This window comes from Ancylobacter vacuolatus (genome assembly GCF_030813595.1).
Taxonomy (GTDB): Bacteria; Pseudomonadota; Alphaproteobacteria; order Rhizobiales; family Xanthobacteraceae; genus Ancylobacter; species Ancylobacter vacuolatus.
The window spans coordinates 81,561-108,277 of the sequence record NZ_JAUSUH010000004.1 but is presented as its reverse complement, the minus strand read 5'-3'; the positions used below and the strand labels follow the sequence as shown (position 1 = coordinate 108,277).

31 protein-coding genes are annotated in these 26,717 nt (G+C 65.7%); 19 read left to right on the top strand and 12 right to left on the bottom strand.

What is annotated here, in order from left to right; all coding sequences use genetic code 11:
* Nucleotides 1–249: 249 nt before the first annotated feature.
* On the bottom strand, nucleotides 250–756 hold the full coding sequence (fae, locus tag J2S76_RS10990; RefSeq protein ID WP_307060394.1) for a formaldehyde-activating enzyme: 507 nt from the start codon (nucleotides 754–756) through the stop codon (nucleotides 250–252).
* A gap of 476 nt (nucleotides 757–1,232) precedes the next feature.
* On the opposite strand from fae, the gene J2S76_RS10985 reads away from it, so the two are divergent.
* The 10 genes from J2S76_RS10985 to J2S76_RS10940 all read left to right on the top strand — a co-directional run bounded on the left by J2S76_RS10985 (nucleotide 1,233) and on the right by J2S76_RS10940 (nucleotide 8,460).
* Entirely contained in the window at nucleotides 1,233–1,442 is a 210-nt protein-coding gene (locus J2S76_RS10985; RefSeq protein ID WP_307060392.1) for a hypothetical protein, read from the top strand.
* Between the two features lie 111 nt (nucleotides 1,443–1,553).
* On the top strand, nucleotides 1,554–3,173 hold the full coding sequence (locus J2S76_RS10980) for a sensor histidine kinase (RefSeq protein ID WP_307060390.1): 1,620 nt from the start codon (nucleotides 1,554–1,556) through the stop codon (nucleotides 3,171–3,173).
* Complete coding sequence (locus tag J2S76_RS10975) at nucleotides 3,170–3,859, top strand: response regulator transcription factor (protein WP_307060388.1); 690 nt, start codon at nucleotides 3,170–3,172, stop codon at nucleotides 3,857–3,859. Before J2S76_RS10980 ends, J2S76_RS10975 begins: the two co-directional genes overlap by 4 nt.
* A 192-nt stretch (nucleotides 3,860–4,051) precedes the next feature.
* Nucleotides 4,052–4,129 (top strand): pyrroloquinoline quinone precursor peptide PqqA, encoded by a 78-nt coding sequence (gene pqqA / locus J2S76_RS10970; RefSeq protein ID WP_081620376.1) that lies wholly within the window; start codon nucleotides 4,052–4,054, stop codon nucleotides 4,127–4,129.
* Between the two features lie 39 nt (nucleotides 4,130–4,168).
* Entirely contained in the window at nucleotides 4,169–5,107 is a 939-nt protein-coding gene (pqqB, locus tag J2S76_RS10965; protein WP_307060386.1) for a pyrroloquinoline quinone biosynthesis protein PqqB, read from the top strand.
* Nucleotides 5,104–5,838 (top strand): pyrroloquinoline-quinone synthase PqqC, encoded by a 735-nt coding sequence (gene pqqC / locus J2S76_RS10960; protein ID WP_307060384.1) that lies wholly within the window; start codon nucleotides 5,104–5,106, stop codon nucleotides 5,836–5,838. The genes pqqB and pqqC overlap by 4 nt, the downstream gene beginning before the upstream one ends.
* Nucleotides 5,838–6,149 (top strand): pyrroloquinoline quinone biosynthesis peptide chaperone PqqD, encoded by a 312-nt coding sequence (gene pqqD / locus J2S76_RS10955; protein ID WP_307060382.1) that lies wholly within the window; start codon nucleotides 5,838–5,840, stop codon nucleotides 6,147–6,149. Before pqqC ends, pqqD begins: the two co-directional genes overlap by 1 nt.
* A complete protein-coding gene (gene pqqE / locus J2S76_RS10950) occupies nucleotides 6,146–7,291 on the top strand; it encodes a pyrroloquinoline quinone biosynthesis protein PqqE (RefSeq protein ID WP_307060380.1) in 1,146 nt (381 codons plus the stop codon). The genes pqqD and pqqE overlap by 4 nt, the downstream gene beginning before the upstream one ends.
* Before the next feature lie 12 nt (nucleotides 7,292–7,303).
* A complete protein-coding gene (locus tag J2S76_RS10945) occupies nucleotides 7,304–7,990 on the top strand; it encodes a hypothetical protein (protein WP_307060378.1) in 687 nt (228 codons plus the stop codon).
* Between the two features lie 17 nt (nucleotides 7,991–8,007).
* Nucleotides 8,008–8,460 carry a hypothetical protein gene (locus J2S76_RS10940; RefSeq protein ID WP_307060376.1) on the top strand — a complete coding sequence of 151 codons (453 nt, stop codon included), beginning with the start codon at nucleotides 8,008–8,010 and terminating at the stop codon, nucleotides 8,458–8,460.
* A gap of 55 nt (nucleotides 8,461–8,515) precedes the next feature.
* Here the strand turns inward: J2S76_RS10940 and J2S76_RS10935 are convergent, their stop codons facing one another.
* Complete coding sequence (locus J2S76_RS10935) at nucleotides 8,516–9,337, bottom strand: quinoprotein dehydrogenase-associated SoxYZ-like carrier (protein WP_307060374.1); 822 nt, start codon at nucleotides 9,335–9,337, stop codon at nucleotides 8,516–8,518.
* Between the two features lie 165 nt (nucleotides 9,338–9,502).
* Between J2S76_RS10935 and J2S76_RS10930 the strand changes: the two genes are divergently transcribed.
* The 4 genes from J2S76_RS10930 (at nucleotide 9,503) to J2S76_RS10915 (ending at nucleotide 12,398) form a co-directional block, all read left to right on the top strand.
* On the top strand, nucleotides 9,503–9,826 hold the full coding sequence (locus J2S76_RS10930; protein ID WP_307060372.1) for a hypothetical protein: 324 nt from the start codon (nucleotides 9,503–9,505) through the stop codon (nucleotides 9,824–9,826).
* Nucleotides 9,827–9,937: 111 nt separating this feature from the next.
* The gene (locus J2S76_RS10925; protein WP_307060371.1) at nucleotides 9,938–10,159 is read left to right on the top strand and encodes a YMGG-like glycine zipper-containing protein; all 222 of its coding nucleotides are present in this window, start codon (nucleotides 9,938–9,940) and stop codon (nucleotides 10,157–10,159) included.
* Nucleotides 10,160–10,241: 82 nt separating this feature from the next.
* The gene (locus tag J2S76_RS10920; protein ID WP_307060369.1) at nucleotides 10,242–10,589 is read left to right on the top strand and encodes an ArsC family reductase; all 348 of its coding nucleotides are present in this window, start codon (nucleotides 10,242–10,244) and stop codon (nucleotides 10,587–10,589) included.
* Between the two features lie 201 nt (nucleotides 10,590–10,790).
* Nucleotides 10,791–12,398, top strand: coding sequence for a peptide chain release factor 3 (locus J2S76_RS10915; protein ID WP_307060367.1), 1,608 nt, complete (start codon nucleotides 10,791–10,793; stop codon nucleotides 12,396–12,398).
* A gap of 24 nt (nucleotides 12,399–12,422) precedes the next feature.
* Here J2S76_RS10915 and J2S76_RS10910 read toward each other — a convergent pair whose 3' ends face one another.
* On the bottom strand, nucleotides 12,423–13,001 hold the full coding sequence (locus J2S76_RS10910; RefSeq protein ID WP_307060365.1) for a L,D-transpeptidase: 579 nt from the start codon (nucleotides 12,999–13,001) through the stop codon (nucleotides 12,423–12,425).
* 328 nt (nucleotides 13,002–13,329) lie between these two features.
* Here J2S76_RS10910 and J2S76_RS10905 point away from each other — a divergent pair, with 328 nt between their 5' ends.
* From J2S76_RS10905 to der, 5 genes are all read left to right on the top strand, one after another.
* The gene (locus J2S76_RS10905) at nucleotides 13,330–13,899 is read left to right on the top strand and encodes an NnrU family protein (protein WP_307060363.1); all 570 of its coding nucleotides are present in this window, start codon (nucleotides 13,330–13,332) and stop codon (nucleotides 13,897–13,899) included.
* Between the two features lie 36 nt (nucleotides 13,900–13,935).
* The gene (gene panB, locus J2S76_RS10900) at nucleotides 13,936–14,757 is read left to right on the top strand and encodes a 3-methyl-2-oxobutanoate hydroxymethyltransferase (RefSeq protein WP_307060361.1); all 822 of its coding nucleotides are present in this window, start codon (nucleotides 13,936–13,938) and stop codon (nucleotides 14,755–14,757) included.
* 152 nt (nucleotides 14,758–14,909) lie between these two features.
* Nucleotides 14,910–15,716, top strand: a complete 807-nt coding sequence (locus tag J2S76_RS10895; protein WP_307060359.1) for a tetratricopeptide repeat protein — start codon at nucleotides 14,910–14,912, stop codon at nucleotides 15,714–15,716.
* A gap of 10 nt (nucleotides 15,717–15,726) precedes the next feature.
* Entirely contained in the window at nucleotides 15,727–16,017 is a 291-nt protein-coding gene (locus tag J2S76_RS10890; protein ID WP_307060357.1) for a hypothetical protein, read from the top strand.
* A 30-nt stretch (nucleotides 16,018–16,047) separates the two neighbouring features.
* Nucleotides 16,048–17,388 (top strand): ribosome biogenesis GTPase Der, encoded by a 1,341-nt coding sequence (gene der, locus J2S76_RS10885; protein WP_307060355.1) that lies wholly within the window; start codon nucleotides 16,048–16,050, stop codon nucleotides 17,386–17,388.
* Nucleotides 17,389–17,464: 76 nt separating this feature from the next.
* Here the strand turns inward: der and J2S76_RS10880 are convergent, their stop codons facing one another.
* The 9 genes from J2S76_RS10880 to J2S76_RS10840 form a co-directional block, all read right to left on the bottom strand.
* A complete protein-coding gene (locus tag J2S76_RS10880; RefSeq protein WP_307060353.1) occupies nucleotides 17,465–18,211 on the bottom strand; it encodes a hypothetical protein in 747 nt (248 codons plus the stop codon).
* Nucleotides 18,212–18,320: 109 nt separating this feature from the next.
* Complete coding sequence (locus J2S76_RS10875; protein WP_307060350.1) at nucleotides 18,321–18,530, bottom strand: hypothetical protein; 210 nt, start codon at nucleotides 18,528–18,530, stop codon at nucleotides 18,321–18,323.
* A 30-nt stretch (nucleotides 18,531–18,560) separates the two neighbouring features.
* Nucleotides 18,561–19,331 carry an SDR family NAD(P)-dependent oxidoreductase gene (locus tag J2S76_RS10870; RefSeq protein WP_307060348.1) on the bottom strand — a complete coding sequence of 257 codons (771 nt, stop codon included), beginning with the start codon at nucleotides 19,329–19,331 and terminating at the stop codon, nucleotides 18,561–18,563.
* 17 nt (nucleotides 19,332–19,348) lie between these two features.
* The gene (locus tag J2S76_RS10865) at nucleotides 19,349–19,765 is read right to left on the bottom strand and encodes a VOC family protein (protein WP_307060346.1); all 417 of its coding nucleotides are present in this window, start codon (nucleotides 19,763–19,765) and stop codon (nucleotides 19,349–19,351) included.
* Nucleotides 19,766–19,769: 4 nt separating this feature from the next.
* Nucleotides 19,770–21,269, bottom strand: a complete 1,500-nt coding sequence (gene purF / locus J2S76_RS10860) for an amidophosphoribosyltransferase (RefSeq protein ID WP_370874729.1) — start codon at nucleotides 21,267–21,269, stop codon at nucleotides 19,770–19,772.
* 98 nt (nucleotides 21,270–21,367) lie between these two features.
* The gene (locus tag J2S76_RS10855) at nucleotides 21,368–21,973 is read right to left on the bottom strand and encodes a CvpA family protein (RefSeq protein WP_307060764.1); all 606 of its coding nucleotides are present in this window, start codon (nucleotides 21,971–21,973) and stop codon (nucleotides 21,368–21,370) included.
* A gap of 102 nt (nucleotides 21,974–22,075) precedes the next feature.
* Nucleotides 22,076–23,497 carry a DNA repair protein RadA gene (gene radA / locus J2S76_RS10850; protein WP_307060344.1) on the bottom strand — a complete coding sequence of 474 codons (1,422 nt, stop codon included), beginning with the start codon at nucleotides 23,495–23,497 and terminating at the stop codon, nucleotides 22,076–22,078.
* 539 nt (nucleotides 23,498–24,036) lie between these two features.
* Nucleotides 24,037–25,152, bottom strand: coding sequence for an alanine racemase (alr, locus tag J2S76_RS10845; RefSeq protein WP_307060342.1), 1,116 nt, complete (start codon nucleotides 25,150–25,152; stop codon nucleotides 24,037–24,039).
* A 10-nt stretch (nucleotides 25,153–25,162) separates the two neighbouring features.
* On the bottom strand, nucleotides 25,163–26,647 hold the full coding sequence (locus J2S76_RS10840) for a replicative DNA helicase (protein WP_307060340.1): 1,485 nt from the start codon (nucleotides 26,645–26,647) through the stop codon (nucleotides 25,163–25,165).
* Nucleotides 26,648–26,717 lie beyond the last annotated feature (70 nt).

Here is a 26,717-nt window from a genome sequence, read left to right as displayed (position 1 = left end):
TTGGCAACGCGAAATCGGCGATATCACCCCTGAAGATTCCCGGCGCGAAAGAAAAAGGCCCGGAGCAGTGATGCCCCGGGCCAGATGTGCTGTGTCGGCGTAAGAGGGCGGAACCCGCCGTCTCCGTTGCGCAAGTGACGGCGGCAGCCGCTGTCACTTGTTCAGGAATATCGCCGCCAACCGCTGGAGCAGGCCCTTCGGATACTGGGCCGCGGGCGGAGCTGTTGTCTGCCCAGGGTTGCTTCCGATCTAAGCAGCGAAGGGGTGCTTGGCCGAAGCGGCCTGGGCGAGAACTTCCTTCACCGTCGGCGAGCCGTCCACGGCGCGCTTGAGCGCTTCCTTGGTGGCTTCATAGTTGAACTGCTGGATCTTGGCGTCGTCCGCCGCTTCCCAGTGGATGAACACGCCGACCGAGATGAACAGGTCGTCGGCTTCGTCTTCCGGGATCACGCCTTCAGCGACGCTGTCGACGACGGCCTTGGCCACCGCATACTGGGCCGGGCCGAACATCTGGACGGCCTGACGGGCGTCCTTGATCGTCACTTTGTTGAACAGGATGGTGTTCGGCTTGGCGAGCAGGTTCGGGGTCACGACCGCGAGCAGCGAGGTGAAGCCGTCCTTGTTGTTGGTCAGCGCATTCAGGAAGGCGCTTTCGGCCGCAGAGCCGCGCGGTCCGATGATGAGGTCGATATGAGCGACTTCGTTGCCGTCACCCACCAGCGACTCGCCGATGAGCACCTTGTTGATCTTGGCCATCTATTCCTCCCAGAACGGGGTTGCATGACAAGGGACGGGAATTGTCCCCCGATGTCCCGGCTATCTTTGTTGCAGCGTTTGGAACACCAAACCGGTTGGCCCGATAGCGCGACCAGACACGTTACGGCGAGAGACTAGGCCCGCTTCGCCTTTATCTGCAAGGGATTCTTCATCCGTATGACGCCCGCCCTGGCGCTTGCCCCATGGTTTCTTGTCGCGGATGGATAATGGTCCTAAGGTTGCGGATAATGGCGGCACGACCAAAAATGCGGCATACTTCATGCCGAGCGAAGTCGAGGCGTCTGCTCAGGTCAAGGGTATCTCGGGCGGCGACGTTGGGAAGCTTGGACGGAACAAAAGTTGCTGCGATGCGGCATGACAAGGTGATCCAACTGCCGCGTGCGGCGTAAGAGATCGGGACCAGCCATAGGGAAGGCGCTGGGGCGGCAGCGAACTCACGCCACGAGGAGTTTGTAGTGGAGCTCATTCTGTCGATCTGCCTCATTGCCAGCCCCGGCACGTGCCGCGAGGAAGCGGTATCCGTCGGTTTGGAGAGGCCACCTGCGCCGGTGCAGTGCCTCGTCGGGGCCATGCCCGTCATCGCCGAATGGCGCGAGACCCATCCCAAGTGGAAGGTGCTCAAATGGCGCTGCGCGCCGCCCGGGTCCAGCGGTCGCGAGATCTGATCGCCGACCGTTTGTCTCCTGTCCTGTTGCACCGCAGCGTGCGCGCGCGCCACGTCCGTGAAATCATCGGCATGCCATCATGTTTGGGATGGCGTCATTCGGTGAGACACCATGGGGCGTGGCTTGTTCTCGTCGCTCAGGGCGCGCATGGCGCTGCTGTTGTCCGTTGCCGTGCTGGTCACAGCCGCGTCCACACTGGTGCTCGTGTTCGCGCTTGGCGCGGCGAGCAATCAGCTTGACCGCTTGGTCTCGGCGCAGAACCGGCTGGAACTGCTCTCGGCGATTTCCGGGCGCATCGGCGACTACGCGCTGATGGCGCTGCAGACCGCGCAGCAGCCAAGCGCCCGCACCCAGGAGGCGCTGGCGATGGCCCGGCGCGGCACGCGCGATTCCTTCGCCCGATTCGAGGCCGCACTCGCGGAGGATGTGCGACGCTTCCAGGATGAGGAGCAGCGCACGCTGATGGCGGCGCGCAGTCGCACCGTCGCCCGGCTGAAGGCGCAGTTCGAGGTGCTGGACCGCCAGGTGGAGAATGCGCTGGCCAGTCCGGACGCCTCGACCGGTGTGCGCGTCGTGCTCGACGTCTTCGCCGCCGGCTTCGGCAGCCCGCTCACCCAGGCGATGGAAGAGGAGCGTACGACCGCCCACGCCACACAGGGTGAGGTGCAAATGCTGCGCGACCGCACGCTGCGCTGGGGGCTGATCGGCCTGGCGCTCACCGGCCTGCTGGCGGTGGCGCTCTACAACCTGCTCGGCCGCTCTTTGGTGAACCGGGTCTCCGACGTGTCGGCGGCCGCGGCCGCGATCGCGCGTGGGCGCTCCGATACCCGGGTCAACGTCACCGGGCACGACGAGCTGAGCCTCGCCATGGCGCGTTTCAATCGCATGGCGGTGCATCTTGCCCGGCGCGAGGCGCGGCTTGTGGCAGCGCAGAAGCAGCTGCAGCAGATTGTCGACGACCGCACGGCGGAGTTGCGCGCCGCCAATACACGGCTGGAAAATGTCGACATGGCGCGTCGGCGCTTCTTCACCGATGTCAGCCACGAACTGCGCACGCCGCTCACGGTGATCCTCGGCGAAGTCGAGATCACGCTGCGCCCGCAGCGCCCGCGCGAGGAGGACCTGCGCGCGGCGCTGCTGGTGATCCAGTCGCGTGCCCGCCGGCTCCACCGCCGGGTCGAGGACCTGCTGCGCATTGCGCGCTCGGAGAGCGGACAGATCGAACTCGACCGTTCGCTGTTCCTGGTGTCGGATCTGCTCACCGAGGTCTGCGAGGGCATGGCGCCCGTGGCGCGGGCTGGCGGTCTGGTGCTAGAGGCGGACGGGGGCAGTGAGAGTCTCGCCGTCGACGCTGATCGCGAATGGCTGCGCCAGACCTTCGACGGCCTCGTCGCTAATGCGGTGCGCCATTCCCCGCCCGGCGAGAGCGTGCGATTGACAGCGAGGCACGAGGGAGACGAGGTGGTGATCGAGGTGCGCGATCATGGTACCGGCATCCCTCCAGACGAAGTGCCGCATGTGTTCGAGCGGTTCTGGCGCGGCTCTGCCGGCACGCGCGAAGGCACGGGATTCGGTATAGGTCTCGCCCTGGCGAAATGGATCGTCGACCGCCATGGTGGGCGCATCGCTCTTGAAAGCAGTACGGGACAAGACGGGCGGCGGCGCGGGACCTGCGTCACCGTGCGCCTGCCGCTCCCCGTGCCGGACATCACACTGGAGGCCGCTCAATGAACATTTTGGTCGTTGAGGACGATCCCGATATCGGCTCGCTGCTGAGGCGTGGCTTTTCCTCGGAAAGCTATGATGTCGAACTGGTGGGGGACGGCGAGGCGGCCCTGCGGGTGGTCAATGGCAAGGCCTGGGGAGCGATCATCCTTGACGTGATGCTGCCGGGCCGCTCGGGCATCGAGGTGTGCAAGGCGCTCCGGGCCGGTGGGCAGACCGCTCCCATCCTCATGCTCTCCGCCCGCTCCAGCGTTAACGAGCGCACTGAGGGGCTTCTGGCCGGAGCGGATGACTATATCGTCAAGCCGTTCGCCTTCGAGGAATTGCTGGCCCGGGTGAAGGTGCAGGCGCTGCGACGCAGCAATGCCGGCACCGAGCCGCGCCGGCTGGAGGTCGGCGCGCTGTCTCTCGATCTCGACACAAGGCAGGCACAATTCGGGGGCACGCGGGTGCGGCTGACCGAGCGTGAGGTGGAACTTCTCGCGCTGTTGATGCGTCATCCCGGAGAGCCGCTGTCGCGGGCCGACATTTTCGCCGCGCTGTGGGCGGGGCATGGCGGCGCTTCGCTGAATGTGGTCGACGTCTATGTCGGCTATCTCCGGCACAAGCTCGCCGAGGCGTTGCCGGAGGGCTCGCACCTGATCATGACGGTACGCGGCCGTGGCTTCATGCTCGAAGCCGAGGAGAGTTGAGCGTCTCTCGAGGGAGAAAGCACCGGAAGTGGAGTGGTATTATGTGCGCCAGAACGAAAGATGACAGGGTCTTCTTGACGGATGGCGAAACGATCCTCACATTACTGGTGCGGTGTAATATCCGCAAAGCAACTCAATCTCTTATGAACTTCTTATGAAGTAGTATGAGATTGAATAATCGAGGAGGAAGATATGGCCTGGACTGCTCCCCGCATTGTTGAAGTCTGCGTCGGCATGGAAGTCAACGCCTACTATCCGGCTGACTTCTGAGCCTAATAAGGGACGGGATGGCGTAAAATCGGCCCACCGATGGAAACGTCCCCGTCCCGCTTCAAACTTGTGATCCTTGGATCGGCCGCGGGCGGTGGTTTCCCTCAGTGGAACTGCCGCTGCGCGGTCTGCTCGTTGGCTTGGGCGAATGATCCGCGGGTCAAGCGGCGCACGCAGGCCTCGATCGCGGTTAGCGCCAATAGCGTCGACTGGGCGCTTGTCAATTGTGCGCCGGAAATCCTCTCGCAGCTTCAGGCCACGCCGGCGCTGCACCCGCGCCATGGATTGCGGCATTCGCCGCTGGCGTCCGTGCTGCTGACCAATGCCGATATCGACCATGTGGCCGGCCTGCTGAGTCTACGTGAAGCCCAACCCTTCACGCTGATGGCGACGCCGGGCGTGCATGGCGTGCTTGCCGGCAGCAGTGCGTTCGACGTGCTGGCGCCGGACGTTGTCGAACGCCGCCCCGTCGAGCTCGGCTCCTCCTTCGATCTGGTGCCGGGGGTCAGGGCCACAATCTTCCCGGTGCCCGGCAAGATTGCCCTCTATCTCGAAGCGCGCGAGCAGGCTGAGAAGGGCTCGCTCACCACCGATCGGGAGGGCGAGCAGACCATCGGCGTCGAACTGACGGCCGGCGCGCGGCGAGTCCTCTATATTCCTGGCTGCGCGGCCATGACCGATTCGCTGAGGGCGCGCCTTGAGGGTGCCGATGCCGTGCTGTTCGACGGCACGCTCTGGCGCGACGACGAGATGATCCGCGCCGGGGTCGGCACCAAGACCGGCGCGCGCATGGGGCATATGTCGATGTCGGGCGACCGCGGTTCGATAGAGGCCTTGAGAAACGTCAACGTCGGCCGGAAAATCTATGTTCACATCAATAACACCAATCCGGTGCTCGTTGATGGCTCAGAAGAGCGGATAACGGCGAATAAAGCCGGATGGGAAATCGCTCAAGATGGGATGGAGATTGCCCTATGACCACGCTTCTCTCGCCGGAAGAACTGGAAAATCGCCTGCGCGATGTCGGGACGCGCCGCTATCATAGCCTTCACCCCTTTCATAAGCTGCTGCATAACGGCAATCTGACCTTTGGGCAGGTGCAGGCCTGGGCGCTGAACCGCTACTATTATCAGGCCATGATCCCGGTGAAGGATTCCGCCATCCTCGCCCGTATGGAGGAGCCGGAGTTGCGCCGCGTCTGGCGCCAGCGCATTGTCGATCACGATGGCGACCACGAAGGCGAGGGCGGCATCGCCCGCTGGCTGGTGCTGACCGACAGCCTCGGCCTTGACCGCCACACCGTCACCTCGCTGTCCGGCCTGCTGCCGGCGACGAAATTCGCGGTGGATGCCTATGTGCATTTCGTGCGCGAGAAGAGCCTTCTAGAGGCTATCGCTTCCTCGCTCACGGAGATGTTTTCGCCCGGCATCATCGGCGAGCGTGTGGCCGGCATGCTGAAGAACTATGATTTCGTTTCCAAGGATACCCTGGCCTATTTCGACAAGCGCCTGACGCAAGCGCCGCGTGATGCGGATTTCGCGCTCGACTATGTCAAGCAGCACGCCCGCACCCCGGAGCAGCAGGAGCAGGCGATCCGTGCGCTCGAGTTCAAGTGCAACGTGCTTTGGGTGCAACTCGACGCGCTGTACTTCGCCTATATCGATCCGAAAATGGCCTATCCGGGGGCCTTCGTCCCGAAGGAGGGGTGATGACAGCGACTCTTGCCGCAACTGGCGTTCCCAAGCTCGCGCGCGGCGTGCGGCTGCGTCACGATGAGGCGCGCGGCCAGTGGGTGCTGCTGGCGCCCGAGCGCGTGCTGAACCCCGACCCGGTAGCGGTGGAGATTCTGAAGAAGGTGGACGGCGCCCGCTCCATCGACGCCATCGTCGATGAGCTGGCGACCGCCTTCACCGTGGAGCGCACAACGGTGGCGACCGATGTCGATGCATTCCTTTCCGGCCTCGCCGAAAAGGGCCTCATCGAGGTGACGTCGCCAGTGATCGGGGATGCCGCGTCATGAGCCTGATCGAAGAGCCCCGCAGCCGCGTGGAGGTGCCGGCCCGTCCGGCGCCTCCCATCCCCTATGGCATGCTGGCAGAGCTGACGCATCGCTGCCCCCTGCAATGCCCCTATTGCTCCAACCCGGTCGAACTCGATCGGCGCAATGTCGAGCTCGACACCGAGACGTGGCTGCGCGTGTTCTCCGAGGCCGCCAAGCTCGGCGTGCTGCAGGTTCACCTTTCCGGAGGCGAGCCAACGGCGCGCCGCGATCTGGAGCAGATGATCCGCCACTGCGTCGACGTGGGTCTCTACACCAACCTTATCACTGCCGGCGTCGGCGTGACGCCCGAGCGGCTACAGGCGATCTCGGATGCCGGCATTGACCATGTGCAGCTGTCCTTCCAGGGCGCGACGGCTGAGATGACCGACAAGGTCTCCAATTTCCGCGGCGCTCATGAGAGGAAGCTGGCTGTCGGGCGCGAAGTTCGCCGGCTCGGCCTGCCGCTTACCGTCAACTCGGTTGTCCACCGGGCGAACATCCACCAGATTCCCGATTTCATCGAGCTGGCACTGGCGCTCGACGCGCGGCGGATCGAGATTGCCCACTCGCAATATTATGGCTGGGCGCTGCGCAATCGTGGCGCGTTGATGCCGACCCGCGACCAGGTGTTCTGGGCGCTCGATGTGGTTGAGGAGGCGCGGGTTCGGCTGAAGGGCGTGCTTACCATCGATGCGGTGGTGCCGGACTATTACGCCAAATATCCCAAGCCCTGCATGAATGGCTGGGGGCGGCAGTCGCTCAACGTCACCCCGTCCGGAAAGGTGCTGCCCTGCCATGCGGCTGAGACGATTCCGAGCCTCGATTTCTGGAACGTGCGCGAGCATTCGCTGACCGATGTCTGGCTGAACTCGCCCGCCTTCAACGCCTTTCGCGGCACCGACTGGATGCCCGATCTGTGCAAGAGCTGCGAGCGCAAGGAAATCGACTGGGGCGGCTGCCGCTGCCAGGCGATGGCGATTGCCGGTGATGCGGCCGCCACCGATCCCGCCTGCCATTTGTCGCCGCTACATGCCGACCTGCTGGCGCTTGCCGAGGCCGACGCCGAAGGCTCCGACATTTACGATTACCGGCGCTATTTCCAGCCCGACCGCGCCGGCTGACGGAGAGTCTTCATGTTGCGTTCTGCCCGTACCCTCGCCGCGACGGCCTCGATGGCGATCCTCTTTGCGACAGCTGCGCTCGCCGCGCCGACGGCCACCGAGCTTTTCTTCGAGCGGCCCTATCTGTCGAATGTGGCCGTGGGAACGACGCTCACCTATGCCTACAAGCATGTGACTGCCGAGGCCAAGCTTGGCGACGGCTTCGAAGAAACGCTGGAAATGAAGGTGGCCGCCCCCGCCGACGATCCCACCAAGCGGATCGCCGACGTGCTTATCCATCGCGGCAGCAAGGAAGGCGAAGCCGGGCCGTTCCCGACCATGAACGGCAATCCGATCGCGCTGATCCTGCTGGAGCGCGACGTGAAAGAACTCGCACAGCTCACCAAGGGCAGTCCCTTCTATCTACGCAACCGGGTGCGCGAGCATCTGTCCTCCGGCACGGTCACGCCCGCGCGCTTTTCCTTCGATGGCCGCGAGGTCGAGGGCTGGAAGCTGACCATGCTTCCCTTCGCCGAGGATCCCAACAAGGACAAGCTGCAGGAACTGGTCGGCCGCCGGTATGAGTTCCTGTTCTCCGATGCCGTGCCTGGCGGGCTTTATTCCATCGACGTCGTCACGCCCAAGGCGGATGGCGGAGCCAACATCATCGAGACCAGCCTGACTCTGACCGGGGCCTCCACGACCCCGGCGGTGAAATAGGCGGCCGCCCAGGAGGAATGACCATGGCGAACACACGCCCCGTGCGGGGAGAAAAGGCCTTCCGCCGCACGGCCGCAGTCCTGATATTGACGGTGCTTGGTGCCGGTGGGGTTCTGGCACAGGACATGCTGTCGCCCGGTCTCACCGCCGGCGCCCGCAAGCCACCCCCGCAGGCGCCGCAGGCCGGACTGATCAACGATTATCCCACCGTCGCCCGCGCCGACTATGTGTTCGGCTGCATGGCCGCCAACGGCCAGACGCGTCAGGCGCTGGAGAAGTGCTCGTGCTCGATCGACACCATTGCCACCATCCTGCCCTACGAGCGCTATGAGGAGGCCGAGACCATCATGAGCGTCAGCCAGGTGGCAGGCCAGCAAGCGGAACTGTTCCGAAATACCGGCATTTTCCGAGACATTGTCGCTGATCTGCACCGGGCGCAGGCGGAAGCGGAAGTCACCTGCTTCTATTGAGCGAGTGCGGGAGGCGCGCGGCCGGCGCGGCTCCCGCTCTTCGTCGTTCGGGCGTTCAGCTTGCGGGCTTCAGCGCGCCCTCGAACTTGCGCCCGTCCGTGTCCCCGGCATCGACATGGATCTCCTTGCCCGCAGGGTCATAGGAAACGCGAATGGCCGGGTCCTCGCTCAGCGAGATGCCGCCAACCATGGAAAACACCAAGTCGTCGCCCTGCGTGACGCGGATGTTGTCGACGAACTTCGCCGGGATATAGGCCCGCGTCAGCGGGTCCATCTGCAGGCCGGAATAGTTGGGGTGGCGGATCATCAATTGCAGCTGAGAGACGCGGCTGGCCTGGCTGGCGTCACCCATCCCGTCGGCCTTTACCGATTTCAGCTTGAGCTGGCCGAGGTTCTTCAGCTGGGCCTCTTCGTCCTTCATCGCCGGGGCGGAGCAGCCGCCGGACGCCTTCACATAGCTCTCGGCCATGTGGAGCCCGCCATCGCTGGTCTCGGCGATGGCGCGGACATAGGAATAGGAATTCACCCGCAGCCGCGTGCCGAGCGCGACATCGCGGCGGTTGCCGCCGAAGGTGAAGGTCGCGGCGAGCGGGGCGGGGTTCTCGTCGACGATGAGCGTCAGCTTGGTGATGGTGCGCGGATCGCCCTCGGGAAGCACGATCTCGACATCGATTGGCACCATGGCGGCATCCTCCGCGCGTTTGGGAGCCGTAAGGCGCACGAGCGGACTTGCCGCCTCGATCGGTCGCTCGCCGAACACGTCCGGCTTGAACGATTTCCAGCTGGCGTCGGCCCCCGGCTCCTGCGCGGCGGCGGCAGTGACTGCGAGCGCGGAGAAGAAGGTGACGGCGAGGAACAGGCGAATACGGCGATGCATGGCGACCTCCCGGCCTGCCGGATCTTTGATCGTCCGGCGGTTGAACGCATCATACACCTTTCGAGCGTTGAATTGCAGGGCACGAACACGCGAGCCGCTCGCTGAGTTGCGCCGCGCCAAGGCGCCGGTCATCATCGGCCAACGCCCTCCGCTGGAGTGACTGATATGCTTTCGCGCCGATCTGTTCTCAAAGCCGCTCTCGCGCTGCTGGCCGTCCCGATCGGCCTCGCGACGCAGGAGGAGGCGCAGGCGCAATCGGCGCCGACCAGCCGACCGCCAGCCCCGCGTCGCGAACCGCGCCCGCCGCTGCGCCGTGGCTACACATGGATACCGGGGCATTGGGCCTGGAAGCCGCGCCGGGGCTGGGTGTGGACAGCGGGTCACTGGGAGGAAAACCGTCGCGGGTTCGAATTCGTCGGCCCGCGCTGGGTACTGCGCCGGGGCCAATGGGTCTATGAGCCCGGCCGCTGGGTTCGCAGCTGGCGCTAGCGCCGATGCGCGGCTGGGTTGTTCTCCGTAATGGTAGCTAGCTGCGCGCGATTGTGAGAGTGAGGCGGCGGCGGTAATTTCGTCCATTGTTTCATTTGGGGGAATCGACCGATGTCCAGATCCGTTGCCGTCAAGCTCACCGTTGTCGCCATTGTCGCTCTCGTCGCGGCGGGCTGTTCCAACACCCAGCGTCGCACCGGCACGGGCGCGCTGATCGGCGCCGGCACCGGCGCGGTGATCGGTGGCATTGCTGGCGGCGGCACCGGCGCCGCCTGGGGCGCGGGCATCGGCGCGGTGGCCGGCGGCGCCATCGGCGCGGCGACGGCCAACTGATCGTCGCCAGGCTTCCTGACATCCTTCTTCAAACGCCGTGCCGTCCCCGCTATGACGGGGGCGGCAGTGCGGGGAGATGGCTGTGAGCGTCACGATCTACGGCATCAAGAATTGCGACACCATGAAGAAGGCGCGCGCCTGGCTCGATGGTCGTGGCGTCACCTATGCCTTCCACGACTACAAGGCCGCAGGAATTGATGCCGACCGCCTCGGCGAGTGGGTCGGTAAGGTTGGCTGGGAAACCCTCCTCAACCGTTCTGGCACTACCTTCCGCAAGCTCTCCGACACGGAGAAGGCCGATCTCGACGCGGCGAAGGCGCTGGTCCTGATGCAGGCGCAGCCTTCGCTGATCAAGCGGCCGGTGCTCGATATCGACGGCGCGTTGCTGGTTGGTTTCAGGCCGGAGGCTTACGAGAAGCAGTTCGGCTGAGCGGCAGGGCGATGTTCTGGCCTTCATCGCGGAAGGTCTTCAGGCCGATCTGGCATCGTCACCCGAATGGAGAGCGATCCCGGCGCTTGGCGACGTTGCGCCCGGCATGACGGTGATGGAACTGGTCGGCTTGGACAGCGGGCAACGGAACAACCATACCACCCCTTGATCCGGCGCGGCTTCCCTGCCACATCCGCCTGCATGAACGCTCTCTCCAATTCCGCCGCATCGCCCATCGCTACCGAGGTGGCGCGCCGGCGCACCTTCGCGATCATCTCGCACCCGGATGCGGGCAAGACCACGCTGACCGAGAAGCTGCTGCTGTTCGGCGGCGCGATCCAGCTCGCCGGTCAGGTGCGGGCCAAGAAAGACCGCCGCTCCACGCGCTCGGACTGGATGGCGATCGAGCGCGAGCGCGGCATCTCGGTCGCGACCTCGGTGATGACCTTCGAGTTCAACGGCCATGTGTTCAACCTGCTGGACACGCCGGGCCATGAGGACTTCTCGGAAGACACCTATCGCACCCTGACGGCCGTTGACGCGGCGGTGATGGTGATCGATGCGGCCAAGGGCATCGAGGCGCGCACCCGCAAGCTGCTGGAAGTCTGCCGCCTGCGCGATATCCCGATCATCACTTTCATCAACAAGATGGACCGCGAAAGCCGCGACCCGTTCGAGATTCTCGACGAGATCGAGAAGACGCTGGCGCTCGACACCACGCCCATGACATGGCCGGTCGGGCAGGGGCGGGATTTCGTCGGCACCATGGACATCGCCACCGGCGGTATGCGGCTGCTCGATGGCGACGAGGGCAAGACCGGCCCGCTGCGGCAGATGAGCATGGCCGACATCGCCGCGCTGAACGTCACGCTCAAGGAGGAGACGCTGGCGGAGGAACTCGGGCTGGTGCGCGAAGTGTGCAACCCGTTCGAGCTGAAAGCCTTTCTCGAAGGCCATCTGACGCCGGTCTATTTCGGCTCGGCGCTGCGCAATTTCGGCGTCGGCGATCTGCTCGAAGGGCTGGGCCGCTATGCCCCGCCGCCGCGCGCGCAGCAGGCGGACAAGCGCCGGGTCGAGGCGGAAGAGCCGCGCATGACCGCTTTTGTGTTCAAGATCCAGGCCAATATGGATCCGAACCATCGCGACCGCATCGCCTTCGCCCGCCTGTGCTCGGGCAGGCTGCAACGCGGCATGAAGGCGAAGCTGGTCCGGACCGGCAAGCCGATGGGCCTCGCCACGCCGCAATTCTTCTTCGCTCAGGACCGCCAGCTGGCGGAGGAAGCCTATGCCGGCGACGTGGTGGGCATTCCCAACCACGGTAATCTGCGCATTGGCGACACGCTGACCGAAGGCGAGGACATCAATTTCATCGGCGTTCCCTCCTTCGCGCCGGAAATCCTGCGCCGGGTGAAGCTGCCGGACGCGATGAAGGCCAAGAAGCTGAAGCAGGCGCTGCAGGAAATGGCCGAGGAGGGCGTGGTGCAGGTGTTCCGCCCCACCGACGGCTCGCCGGCGCTGGTCGGCGTGGTCGGCCCGCTGCAGCTCGACGTGCTGAAGAACCGGCTGGAGGCCGAATACGGGCTGGAGGTCGGCTTCGACATGTCGGAATTCCAGCTCGCCCGCTGGGTGTCCTCGGAAGACCCGAAAAAGCTCGACGACTTCGCCGCTGGCAACCGGCTCTCCACCGCCGACGACCTCGATGGCGACCTCGTCTTCCTCAGCCCCTCGGCCTTCATGATCGGCTACACCGGCGACCGTTGGCCGGGCATCGTGTTCACCGATGTGAAGGACGTGAAAAAGACCGGCTGATCCCCGCCGCACACGCGGCCGCCTTCAGCGAACGACGACGATCCGCGTATTGGCGCGGCCATACTTGCTGACAATGGCGAACAGTGCCTTGGCATTGCCAGGATGCAGCCGCACGCAGCCATGCGAGGCGGGGCGGCCGAGCCGCCGCAGGTCATTGGTTCCGTGAATCGCCCAGCCCCTGTGGAAGAAGATCGCATAGGGCATCGGCGCATTGTCGTATTTGCGCGAGAAATAGCGCTTGTGCATGCGCTCGGGCCGGTAGGTGCCAAGGGGCGTGCGATAGCCCTTGCGGGCGGTGGAAACCGGCCAGGCATGGCGCTCGACCCCCTCTACCGACACCACCATGCGCTGCCTGGAAAGGCTGACCTCCACCCGCACATCGGGCGGTGGCGGCAGCGCGGCCTCCAGCGGGCCGGCAGGGTCCCCGACGGACGCCGCCTGCATCGCCGGCGCGGCGGGCGCCAGGGGAGCCGCAGGTGAAGGGGCTGCCTGCGGCGTGGTTGACATGGCGGGGGCGGAGAGCGCCCCCGGGGTGGCGGCCGAGGGCGGGCTCATCTCCGGCGGCGCGGCTACCGTGGCCAGCGCGGCCCCGCGGAGAGCCATCTCACCCAGTTCCGTTGCCGTCGGTGCTCCGGTGGCTGCGGCTACGACACCCTGCGCGCTCGCCGGTGGAGCGAGGGCCAGCAACAGACCCAGTGCGAGAATCGCCAGCACGGATTTCATTCCGGTTCCCCCAACCGATGGCGTCATCATTCTGACACGCGCCCTTCCGGCACGGGAGAGCCGTCCCCTCTTATGGTTTACACATCCCGGTGTGGCCCGCAGGCGCCCGCCTCCGGTGGCCCCGGACAAAAAGTCGGCCCTTGCCCGGATGGCGCGGCGATTGGAAACGATCTAGCGTGCGCGCCATCGCACACCGGGGAGCACGATCATGATCCTGATGCTGGCGGGGCTTGCCCTGTTCGTCGCCATTCACATCGTCGCCGCGCGGCGCAAGATGGGCACGGCGCTGACGGCACAATTCGGCGTCACCACCTACCGGATCGTGCACGGCGTGCTCGCGATCATCGGCGTGCTGATGATTGCCTATGGTTTCGGCCAGTGGCGGGCGGAAGGCCCAGCCCAGCTCTATAACCCGCCCGTGGGGCTGCGCCATCTCGCACTGCTGCTGATGCTGTTCGCCTCCATCTTCGCTGTGGCGGCGCTCGTGCCGAGCCATATCAAGGCGCGGCTGAAATTCCCGTTCCTGGTGGCGATCAAGACCTGGGCGCTGGCGCATCTGATCTCCAATGGCGATGCCGCGACCGTAACCCTCGCCGTCGTCATCCTGGCCTGGGCGGTGGTGCTGCGGATCATGGCCAAGCGCCGCGCGGCGCCGCTGCCGGCCGCACCCGCCAACTGGTGGGGCGACCTCGTTGCGGTCGCTGGCGGTGTCGTGCTTTATGCCATCCTCACTTTCTGGTTCCACCCCTATATCGTCGGGGTGCCGGTCATGGGCTGAGCAAGCCCTTGCAAGAAAACGAGGAAACCGCCTGACATGTCCGTCCAGTCCGCCGCCCGCCGCCTCACCGCACCCGATATCAGGGCGCGCAAGGGCGGAGAGCCGATCGTCTCGCTGACCGCCTACCACGCCCATACCGCCCGCCTTGTCGACCCGCATGTCGACTTCATGCTGGTTGGCGATTCGCTCGGCATGGTGATGCACGGCATGGAAACCACCGTGCCGGTGACGGTCGACATGATGATCCTTCAGGGACAGGCGGTGATGCGCGGCTCGGCGCGCGCGCTGGTGGTGGTGGACCTGCCCTTCGGCTCCTATGAGGGCTCGCCGCAGCAGGCCTTCGCCACCGCCGCGCGGGTGCTGAAGGAAACCGGTGCCGGCGCGGTCAAGCTGGAAGGCGGGCGCCGCATGGCGGAGACGGTGCGCTTTCTCGCTGATCGCGGCGTGCCGGTCATGGGCCATGTCGGCCTCACGCCGCAGGCGATCAACACGCTCGGCTCGTTCAAGGCGCTCGGGCGCGACGAGGCGAGCGCGGCGCTGATTCTCGATGATGCCCGCTCGATTGCCGAGGCCGGCGCGTTCTCCATCGTGCTGGAGGCGATCTCCGAGCCTCTCGCCCGCCAGATCACCGAGGAGGTCGCACCGCCCACCATCGGCATCGGCGGCTCGCCCGCCTGCGACGGCCAGATTCTCGTGCTCGAAGACATGCTCGGCCTTTCCGACCGCGTGCCGCGCTTCGTCAAGAAGTTCGCCGATATCGGCCCTGCCATTGGCGCGGCGGTGGAGGCTTATGCGAGCGAAGTGCGGGCGCGCAGCTTTCCCGGCCCGGAGCATGTCTACGCCCCGAAAAAGGGCTAGAAATCCCACATATGCAGGTGAAACGCGCAGCGCTGTACACGGTCGCCGCGCGATTTGCCTTGTTGAAGCCGCATCGGTAGTTTACGCGGCCCTTTCCAGTACCGGCCCCGCTTCCCTGCGGCGCCCTTCCGACGAGTGCCCACGGACGCGACATGGCTGACATCTTCAACGAGATCGACGAGGACCTGCGCCGCGAGCGCTTCGGTCGGCTATGGACGCGCTACGGCGCCTACCTCATCGGCTTTGCCGTTCTCATCGTCGTGGCCGTCGCCGGGTGGCGTGGCTATGAGTGGTGGCGCCTGCAGCAGGATCAGGCCGCCGGCGCGCAGTTCGAGGCGGCGATGAAGCTGTCTTCCGAGGGCAAGACCACCGAGGCCGAGGCCGCCTTCGCCGCCTTGGAGAAGGACGGCACGCGCGGCTACCGCATTCTGGCGCGCTTCCAAGCCGCCGATGAACTCGCCAAGACCGACCGCGCGGCGGCCGTTGCCGATTATGACGCGCTGGCCCGTGATGCCTCGATCAGCCCGCTGATGCAGAATGTGGCGCAGGTGCGCGCCGCGCTGCTGCTGGTCGACACCGCCCCGCTTGCCGACATCGAAGGACGGATGAAGCCGCTCGACACTCCTTCGGGGGCGTTCCGCCATTCCGCCCGCGAGATCATCGGCCTCGCCCAGTACAAGGCGGGCGACTATGCGGGCGCGACCACGACCTTCACCACCATCCTCGGCGATGGCGAGACGCCTCCCGGCCTGCGCCGCCGTGCGGATTTGATGCGGACGCTGGCGGCCTCCTCGCTGCCAGTTCCGGCGCCCGCCGCGTCTGCCGCTCCGGTACAGACGACCCCGCCGGCGGTGGAACCGGCTTCGGCTCCCGCTGCTGCTTCGCCCGAGGCGCCCGCTGCGGCGCCCTCGACATCGCCGGCATCTGAGCCGGGGGCGGCCACCCCCGCCGCGCCGTGAGGAGATGCTGATGCGCAATGAGACATCCCTGTTCCGCTCGCGCCTGCGCCGCACCTTGCTGCTGATCCCGGTGCTCGGGCTGACGCTGGCGGCTGCTGGCTGCGAGACGCTGGACTCCCTGAACCCGTTCAACGAGCGCGAAAAGCCGTTGCCCGGTGCCCGCCAGCCGGTGTTTCCCGAAGGCGTGCCGGGCGTGGATTACAACCAGGCGCCGCCGCAGCCGGCGAATTCCGCCTACAATCCCTACCAGAACGAGCCGCCGGCCGCGGGCGCGGCGGCCGCCACCGGCCCGGCCCAGTAGAGCTGATGGGCGCGGAGGCCCAGTTCTTCCATGACGATGACCGTCGCCATTGTCGGCCGGCCGAATGTCGGCAAGTCGACGCTCTTCAACCGTCTTGTCGGCAAGCGCCTAGCGCTGGTCGACGACCGGCCCGGCGTGACCCGAGACCGGCGCGAGGGCGACGCTCGGCTCGGCCACCTGTCCTTCCGGATTATCGATACGGCGGGGCTGGAGGAGGCCAAGGCAGAATCGCTTGAAGGCCGTATGCGCGCGCAGACCGAGGCCGCCATCGCCGATGCCGATGTGCTGCTGTTCATGATCGACGCCAAGGCAGGAATCACGCCAAGCGATCGCTCCTTTGGCGAACTCGCCCGCCGCTCCGGCAAGCACACCATTCTCGTTGCTAACAAGGCCGAGGCGAAGGGCTCCGAAAGCGGAACGCTGGACGCCTATGCCCTGGGCCTCGGAGAACCGGTGGAGCTTTCTGCGGAGCATGGTGACGGCATGGGCGATCTCCTCCGTGCGCTGGCGCTGTGCGTGCCGGACGAGGGGGATGAAGAGGAAGAATCCGAGGCCGGACGTCGTATCCGCGTCGCTGTGCTCGGGCGCCCGAATGCCGGCAAGTCCACGCTGATCAACGCGCTTCTCGGCGAGGACCGGCTGCTGACGGGGCCGGAAGCGGGCATCACCCGCGACTCGATCGCCGTCGATGTCGAGCGCCACGGGGTGGAACTGCGCGTCTTCGATACCGCCGGCATGCGCAAGCGCGCCCGGATCGACGACAAGCTGGAGAAGCTCTCCGTCGCTGATGGACTGCGCGCCGCCCGCTTCGCCGAAGTTGTGATCGTGCTGATGGACGCAACCCATCCTTTCGAGGAGCAGGACCTGCGCATCGCCGACCTCGTCGAGCGCGAGGGCCGGGCGGTCGTTCTGGCGATTTCCAAGTCCGACCTGGTCAAGGACCAGCAGGGCTTCGTCACCCGCATGCGCGAGGAGGCTGATGACCGGCTCTCGCAGGTCAAGGGCGCGCCGGTGGTGCTGGTGTCAGGCCTGACCGGCGAGGGGCTCGACCGTCTGGTACGTGCCGTGCAGCAGGCGCACGAGGTGTGGAACCGCCGCGTCGCCACCAATCCGCTGAACCGCTGGCTGATCGAAACTACCGACCAGCATCCGCCGCCGGCCGTTTCGGGCCGCCGCATCAAGCTGCGCTACATCACCCAGCCCAAGGCCCGGCCGCCGAGTTTCGTGCTGTTCTGCTCGCGCGCCGACGCGCTGCCCGAGAGCTATGTGCGCTATCTCGTGAACAATCTACGCGCCAGTTTCGATCTGCCCGGCGTACCGATCCGGCTCACGCTGCGGGAGAAGGACAATCCCTACGCCGAGAAGGACTGAGCCCGCCCGACAAATGGCCTCAGACCCTTTCGGGTGATCAGGAGGTCCAGTCGTCGAGCAAGAATGAGCGCTCTCTTTATCGTCCCGCGGAGCCGCTGCTCCGGGCGGTTTCGGCTAACATGCTCTTCCAGCGACTGGTTGCGCACATAAGTGGCGAGGAGCCGCTCTTGCGCGATAATCGGGTCTGCGGCGAGAAGGGCCGCTCGGTCGGCGCAATGGCCAGCATGGCGTCGAGATACGGCTCTAGCTGGTATCGCGCGAGCCTCTCGGTGCCCAGTTCCCTAATGAACGCGCGGCCGCAAGCGTAACCTTCAACGATTTCCTGCGCCAGGGCTGAAGCATCCAGCCGACGTTCGCAGCATCTGCCGCTGAAGTTGAAGCGAGCTGCCCGGTCAAAATTGTCGTGGGTCAGATAGCCGGGCCCCCCGAAATGGTCATAGACGAAGACCGGTACCCCGCTCGCCAGCGCGTAAGGGGCGCTCTTGCCGATGCTGACGATGAGGTCGCTCGCGTGGATGACGGCCGGCGTCACCAACGTCTGCCGGCCTTGCCTGAGGCCGATGCGCTGCACTTTATAGTCAAGTGCTAGGCGATCGATCGCCTCCATAAGCTCGGGATCGTTGTGGTTGGAAATGAGGGTGATCGTCCTCAAGGTGCTTTGGGCCGGGGAGGTCGGTCGAAAGAAGGCCTCGGGTGCGGCGTTGTGGAAGACCGTGACGGGCGCCGGAACGCCCAATCCGCGCAGGCTGCTCGCCGTCTCCTCCGAATTGGCGAAATACGCGTCGGCAAGTACGCGATCATGGCGCCAGCCGCCGCTTTCCATGAAACTCTTTCGGCCCAGCTTGCCGAAGACGAAGGCTGTCTTTTCCAGCGAATGGGCGTCGCGTTTGTAATCGAACAGGCCGGCAACCTGATACTGGATATAGGCGAGGTCATAGCGGAAAAGGGGCGATCTCGAACGGGTCGGTGACGAGTCTCACGCCGACGCGGGATCCGAATATGTCGGCCATCGGCGCCGCCGCCACGCTCGCGAAGACCGTGAGCCGGTGACCGCGGCTCTTGAAGTATTCCGCCATCTCCAGGCAGACGATCTCAGAGCCGCCATAGAGCGCAAGATGGTTGGTCGCGATAAGAATCTTCAAAGAGGTTCGGCCTCTGGCGTATAGGGACACTCACGATGGCAGGTTGAAAGACATAAGCCGCTGCGTGGGAAAGTCGTAGAGCCGGCCGGTTTCCTCGAAGCTCGGCAGGCACAGGGCGAGAATCGCCCGCGCCACCTCTTCGGGGGTGGGTAGGGTGTTCGGGTCTTCGCTCGGGAACGCCTTGGCCCGCATACGGGTGCGGACAGGGCCCGGATTGATCAGGTTGACCTTCAGGCTGGAGATGTTCTCCACCTCCGCCGCCCAGGTGCGGGCCAGCACTTCCACCGCCGCCTTGGTGACGGCGTAGGGGCCCCAAAACGGCCGCGCCTTGTGGGCCGCGCCGGAGGAGACCATAACCGCCCGGCCGGCCGTGGAGAGCCGCAGCAGCGGGTCCAGCGAGCGGATCAGCCGCCAGCTGGCGGTGAGGTTCACCGCCAGCGTGTCGTTCCACTCCTTGGGGTCGACCTGCGCCAGCGGCGTCATCGGCCCGAGCACGCCAGCATTGCCAACAAAGATGTCGAGCTTGCCGAAGCGCTCATAGAGCGCGCCGCCGAGCCGGTCGATGCCCTCGCCATCCTTGATGTCCAGCGGCACCAGCGTCGCGGTGGAGCCGGCCTTGACGATCCGATCGTCGAGCTCCTCAAGCGCGCCGCTGGTGCGGCCCAAGGCCACCACATGTGCGCCTGCCTCGGCCAGCGCCAGGGCGGTGGCATGGCCGATGCCGCGTGTGGCGCCGGTGACGAGGGCGATCCGGCCGTCAAGCGGACGCGCGGCAGGCTCTGCCGTGGAAAGGTCGGACATGGCGGTTCCTCGAAGGCTCACGTGTCGTCGGTAATGACCACGGAGGGCACGGAGCGCCGGGCCGGGCCGTGGAAGACCGCTTCAATGTTGTTGCCCTCGGGATCGAGCACGAAGGCGGCGTAATAGCCGGGGTGATAATCGCGCAGGCCCGGCGGCCCGTTGTCGCGCCCGCCGGCGGCGAGTGCGGCGGCGTGGAAGCGGCGCACGGTCTCCTCATCGGCTGCTTGGAAGGCGATGTGGGCTCGCCCGGTCGGCGGCACACCGGGCGAGACGACAAGTTCGTCGGCGAAGAAACAGTCCTCGCCCTCGAACTGCGGCACGCCGAGCACCGCGAGGACCGCCGAATAGAAACGGCGGCAGGCTTCATAGTCAGCGACGACCAGCGAGACATGGTCGATCAGCCTACCGCGATGCCATTCGCGAAACTTTACCATGCGGTCAGCTCGCCTCGGCCAGAAGCGAGAGCTGGCGCGGCGCCACCTCGCCCTCGCGATCGGACAGCAGGGTGGGGTATTCGCCGGTGAAGCAATGATCGGTGAATTGCGGGCGCAGCGGGTCGCGGCCTTCATAGCCCATCGACTTGTAGATACCATCGATGGACAGGAAGGCGAGGCTGTCGGCGCCGATATAGCGACGCATGCCTTCGAGGTCGTGGGTGGCGGCCAGCAGCTTGTCGCGGTCCGGCGTGTCGATGCCGTAATAGTCCGGATGGGTGATCGGCGGCGAGGAGATGCGGAAATGCACCTCGCGGGCGCCGGCCTCGCGCATCATCCGCACGATCTTCACCGAGGTGGTGCCGCGCACCAGGCTATCGTCGATCAGTACGATCCGCTTGCCTTCGACCACCGCGCGATTGGCCGAGTGTTTCATCCGCACGCCCTGGTCGCGCACGGACTGGGTCGGCTGGATGAAGGTGCGGCCCACATAATGATTGCGGATGATGCCGAGTTCATAGGGCAGGCCGGATGCCTGGGAGTAGCCGATGGCCGCCGGAACACCGGAATCCGGCACCGGAACCACGAGGTCGGCATTGGCCGGGGCCTCTGCGGCGAGCTGCATGCCCATGGTCTTGCGGACCTGATAGACGGAATGCCCGCCCACAACCGAATCCGGGCGGGCGAAATAAATGTACTCGAAGATGCACGGACGGGGCGGCAAGCTGCCGAAGGGACGAAGCGTCTCCACCTTGTCGGAGGAGAAGACGATGACCTCGCCAGGCTCGATGTCCCGCACGTGACGCGCACCAATTATGTCGAGAGCGCAGGTCTCAGAGGTCAGGATCGGGTGGCCGTCGAGCTCTCCGAGCACAAGCGGGCGAATCCCGAGAGGGTCGCGGGCGCCCACCAGCTTCTTGTTGGTGAGGCCGACAAAGGCGTAGGCGCCTTCCAGCGAGCGCAGCGCGTCGATGAAACGCTCGGTGAAGCGCGGGCGCTTCGAGCGGGCGACGAGATGCAGCATTACCTCGGTGTCGGAGGTCGACTGGCAGATCGCGCCATCGCGGATGAGCTGGCGACGAAGCGTCAGGCCATTGGTCAAGTTGCCGTTATGGGCAATGGCGAATCCGCCGCCATCAAGCTCGGCGAAGAGCGGCTGGACGTTGCGCAGAATGGTTTCGCCCGTGGTCGAATAGCGCACATGGCCAACCGCGATATGGCCGGGCAGGCGCTTGATGGCCTCGCCGTCGGAGAATGCATCGCTGACTAGGCCGAGCCGGCGCTCGGAATGAAAACGCCTGCCGTCATAAGTGGTTATACCGGCCGCTTCCTGGCCGCGATGCTGAAGCGCATGCAGTCCAAGGGCAGTGATCGCCGCCGCATCGGGGTGGCCATAAATGCCGAACACGCCGCACTCCTCGCGCAGCGTGTCCCCGTAGTCGTCGTAAAAATCGTCCGCTTCCGCCGATTTCGGCGCCACGTGATCACCCATCAGATCGGCCATAGGATCTTCGCTCCTCGGCGCAGTTCAAGGCTGCGCCCGCTCCACTGTGCTCAAAAGCAACTGCGTCCGGGACGCCTTGTCCCATGGGCGCGGTCGAATTAAGGCGCCGACGGCGTCACCGGGCTCGGCGTGGCCGGCGTGGTGCCCGGTGCAACGGGCTCAGGCGGCGGCTCGGTCGGCTCGGCGTCCTTCGAGCTACGCATCTCTCGGATGAGGCTCTCGGGGTCTTCCGGCAGAATGGAAATGAGCCAGTCACCCGCACTTTGCAAGACCAGCTTGCCCCGCGCGTCGCGAATCCACTCCGGTTGCCCCTGTTCGTTCTGGACCAGCCAGTTGAAGAACAGGAAGGCCACAACCATGATCAGGAAGCCGCGGGCGAGCCCGAACAGAAAGCCGAGGGTGCGGTCGAGCGCGCCGATACGGCTGTCGAGCACGAGGTCGGAGATCCGCACCGTGATGATCGAGACGATCAGCAGTGTGACGATGAACAGCGTGCCGACCGTGGCAGCCATCGCGAAAGTGTCGTTGGCGATGTACTGCTTGGCGAAGGGCAGGGCGTGCGGATACGCATAGAGCGTGACCAGCGCCGCCGCGAGCCAGGAGACGATGGCGAAGACCTCGCGCACGAACCCGCGGACCATGGCGAGGAGGCCGGACACGACCATCACGGCGATCAGGATGATGTCGAGGAGCGTCAAGACGATCTCACCGTGGTCGATGTGGTGCGCAGGGGAAAGCACAGCGAATCTGCGCCTTCCAGCCTCGCAGGAGGCAAGGGCGACGTATAGCGCGGCGCCGGGCGCGCGTCATCCCTCTTGCGGCGGGGCTACTGCGCGGCGTGGCCCCTTGGCGGCAATGGCGGCCACGATATCCCCAAGAGAGGCGATGGTGTCGATGGCGAGCGGCGCTTCGGCCGGCTCGCGCCCGCTGGCGCCCGCGCCCTTCGCCGCCGGCGCTACGGCACGGGTGAAGCCCAGCTTTGCCGCCTCCTTCAGCCGCGCTACCGCATGGGGCACGGCGCGCACGGCGCCGGTGAGGCTTATCTCGCCGAAATAGACGCTGTCCGGCGGCAGCACCGTTCCCGCCAGCGAGGAGATGAGCGCCGCCGCGACGGCGAGATCCGCTGCCGGCTCGCTGATACGGAAGCCGCCGGCGACGTTGAGATGCACATCATGGGCGCCGAGCTTGATGCCGCAGCGCGCCTCCAGCACCGCCAGCACCATGGACAGGCGGCTGGGGTCCCAGCCGACCACGGCACGGCGCGGCGTGCCCAGGCTGGTGGGCACGACCAGCGCCTGGATCTCCACCAGCACCGGGCGCGTGCCCTCCATGCCGGCATAGACCGCCGTGCCGGGAGCGCCGCTGTCGCGGTTTGACAGGAACAATTCGGATGGGTTGGCGACCTCGGACAGGCCGAGGCCGGTCATCTCGAAAACGCCGATCTCGTCGGTGGGCCCGAAGCGGTTCTTCTGGGCGCGCAGGATGCGGAAATGGTGAGCGCCGTCGCCCTCGAAGGACAGCACCGCATCCACCATGTGCTCGACCACGCGCGGGCCGGCGATCTGGCCGTCCTTGGTGACATGGCCGACCAGGATGACGGCGGCGCCGGCGCGCTTGGCGTAGCGGATGAGGATCTGTGCCGAGGAGCGTACCTGCGTCACCGTGCCGGGCGCGGATTCGACCGTGTCGGTCCACATGGTCTGGATCGAATCGATCACTACCAGCGCGGGGCGGCGGCCTTCGGAAAGGGTGGCGACGATGTCTTCGACATTCGTTTCGGCGGCGAGTTCCACCGGGGCGCCGGCAAGGCCCAGCCGCTCAGCCCGGAGCCGCACCTGCGCCACGGCTTCTTCGCCGGAGACATAGATGATGCGGTGCCCGGCGCTCGCCAGCGCGGCGGAAGCCTGGATCAGCAAAGTCGACTTGCCGATGCCGGGATCGCCGCCGATCAGCAGCACCGAGCCCGGCACGATGCCGCCGCCGGCAACGCGGTCGAGTTCGGAAATGCCGACCTGCACCCGGGGGGCGTCTTCCGAGGTTCCCGTTAGACTCTCCAGCGCGATGAGCCGGCCCCGGCGGCCGCCGCGCAGGTTGGCTGGCATGGTGTCGGTAGCTGTCGCTTCCTCGGCGATCGAATTCCACGCTCCGCAGGAGTCGCAGCGGCCCTGCCAGCGCGAATGCACCGCGCCGCAGATCTGGCAGATTAAGGATGCCGTGCGCTTTGCCATGGATGAACCGTTCCGCTTCGCCTTTTCGCGAATTTCTAGCCCGATGAGGCTGTGGCGCGAAAGTCATGAAGGCAGAGGTATCGGTGGAAATGGCCTATAGCGCAACTCTTGCTTTCGGCTGAATACAGTCGCACTGGTGTCGGATGAAATTCATCTCGCATCTTTATGATTGCTTTGAAAATGCCGGTAATTGCCCGAATGAACCATCGATATATGATGTGGTTCATTGTCCTTGTGCCATGCACGCTTGGCATTGGTAGCGTTTTTCTGTGGCTCTGGCGCGGCTCGTTTGTCAGCCGGGTTGACGAAGGCGGCGTCACGCTGTGGTCGGGGCGGCGCGAGCCCTGGAAGCGGGTGCGCGGCTATCAGCTTCGTAAGAGGCTCGAGGCGGCAGGGCCTAGCATCACGCGGGTCGATGTTCAGTTTACTACCGGCCGGGGCTTCATCAGCCCTGGCTGGCTTCAGAACGGTGACGACCTGGTGGAGGCCTTCCGCGTCCGCTCTCGCGACAGGGTCGCACCGGGGCGGATGCGTTCCAACTACACACAGCGACGGTGATAGCGACGCCCCAGCGAGGTGAGGATCTCATAGTCGATGGTGTGGGAGTGGCGCGCCAGATTGTCGAGGGTCAGTCCGTCGCCCAGCAGGGTAGCGAAATCGCCGGGCTGGACCGCATCCTCGGGGATATCGGTGATGTCGATGGCGAGTAGGTCCATCGAAATGCGGCCGATCAGTGGGCAGCGATGGCCTGCGACCACGGCTTCAGCGCCCGGGCGCAGGTCCGAGGCGCCGGCAAGACGCGGAATGCCGTCGGCGTAGCCGGCGGACAGGATCGCGACGCGCGAAGGACGGATGGCGGTATGTGCGCCGCCATAACCGACGGTCTCGCCTTCATGGACATGACGGATGCGGGCGATGCGCAGTTCCAGCCGCACCACGGGCCGCAAGGGCGCGACATCCGCCCGTGGGCGTCCACCATAGACGGCGATGCCGGGCCGCACGAGGTCGAAATGATAGGCCGGATCCCCCATCGTTCCGGCGGAGTTCGCTAGCGAGGCGCGCACGTCGGGAAACAGGGCGGCGATGGCGCGGAAATCCTCCAACTGGCGCGCATTGAGCGGATGGTCGGGCTCGTCGGCGCAGGCGAGGTGGCTCATGAGCAGCGCCAGAGGAAAGCCGAGCTCGGCGCGCCCCTCTGCCACGCTCACCGCCTCGGCCGGCGTCAACCCCAGACGGTTCATGCCAGTGTCGACGTGCACCGCTGCGGGCAGTTGTTCGCCGGTGCGCTCGCAGAAGACCCTCCAGCGCACGATTTCCGACGGGCTGCCGAGCACCGGGCGAAGGTTGCGTTCGCGATAGGTCGCCTCGGTGTCGGGAAACAGGCCGTTGAGGACGAAGATCTCCGCCTCGGGAAGCTGATCGCGCAGGTCGCGTGCCTCGCTGAGCAGCGCCACGAAGAAACTGCGCGCGCCAGCCTCCCAAAGGGTACTGGCGGCAGCGGCGAGGCCGATCCCGTAGCCATCGCCCTTCAGCACGGCGGCACAGGTGGCTGGTGACGCGCGGCGCGCCAACTCCCGGTAGTTTGCCGCCAACGCCGAGAGATCGACGGTGAGAACGCCGCCGGCCTCGGCGGGCGGAATAAGGTCAGCACTCAAGATGGTGTTCTCACGGCTCAGGCAGACGGTCGGACTGTACCAGATTGGAGAAGCGGGTGAACTGGGGCTCGAAGGAAACCTTCACCGTGCCGGTCGGGCCGTGGCGCTGCTTGCCGATGATGACCTCGGCGACGCCCTGCGCCGCCTTCATGTCCTGATCCCACTTGAACCATTCCTCGGTGCCTTCCTTCGGCTCGCGACCCTTGAGGTAATATTCCTCGCGGTACACGAACATAACCACGTCGGCATCCTGCTCGATCGAGCCGGATTCGCGAAGATCGGACAATTGCGGACGCTTGTCGTCGCGGCTCTCCACCTGACGCGAGAGCTGGGAGAGCGCCATGATCGGCACGCTCAGCTCCTTCGCCAGCGCCTTCAGGCCGGTGGTGATCTCGGTGATTTCCTGCACGCGCCCCTGCGATGAGCTCTTGGAGGAGCCGGTGAGCAGCTGGAGATAGTCCACCACCATGAAGTCGAGGCCGCGCTGACGCTTCAGCCGACGGGCGCGGGCGCGCAGCTGGGCGATGGAGATGCCACCGGTGTCGTCGATATAGAGCGGGATCGTCTGCATCATCTGCGCGCAGCTGGCGAGCTTGTCGAACTCGTGCTCGGAAATGTCGCCACGACGGATCTTGTAGGAGGCGATCTCCGCCTGCTCGGCCAGAATACGGGTCGCGAGCTGCTCGCCCGACATTTCCAGCGAGAAGAAGCCGACCACCCCGCCATCGATCGCGCGGATGGAGCCGTCCGGCAGCGTCTCCGAGCTGTAGGCAGCCGCCACATTGAAGGCGATGTTCGTTGCAAGCGAGGTCTTTCCCATCGCCGGACGACCGGCGAGGATGATCAGGTCGGACGGCTGCAGCCCGCCCATCATCTGGTCGAGATCACTGAGGCCGGAGGCCGTGCCGGATAGGTGCCCGTCGCGCTGGAAGGCGCGGCTCGCCATGTCGACGGCTTCCTTCAGCGCGTCGTTGAAGCGCATGAAGCCGCCATCGTAACGGCCGGTTTCGGCGAGCTCGTAGAGCCGCTTTTCCGCTTCCTCGATCTGCTCCTGCGGCGTGGCGTCGATCGGCGCTTCATAGGCCTCGTTGACGATCTCCTCGCCAATGTGGATCAGGTCGCGCCGCACCGAGAGATCGTAGATGGTGCGGCCGTAATCCTCGGCGTTGATGATCGTCGTCGCCTCGGCGGCGAGGCGGGCGAGATATTGCGGGGCGGTCAGCCCGGCGGCATCGAAATCGCTCGGCAGGAAGGTCTTCAGCGTGACCGGTGTCGCCACCTTGCCGGCACGGATCAGGGCCGACGTCGTCTCGTAGATGGCAACATGGATCGGCTCGAAGAAATGCCGCGGTTCCAGGAAGTCCGAAACCCGGTAGAACGCCTCGTTGTTGACGAGGATCGCGCCCAGCAGCGCCTGCTCCGCCTCGATATTGTGCGGGGCGGTGCGATAGGTCGCGTCGGTCTCCGCCGGGGGGCGGTTCGGAGAATCGAGCATGGCTGTTCCGGGTGCGGGTGGGGCGACGCAACAGCTAGCGCCGCCCCGGGGATAAGTCCGGGACGAATCG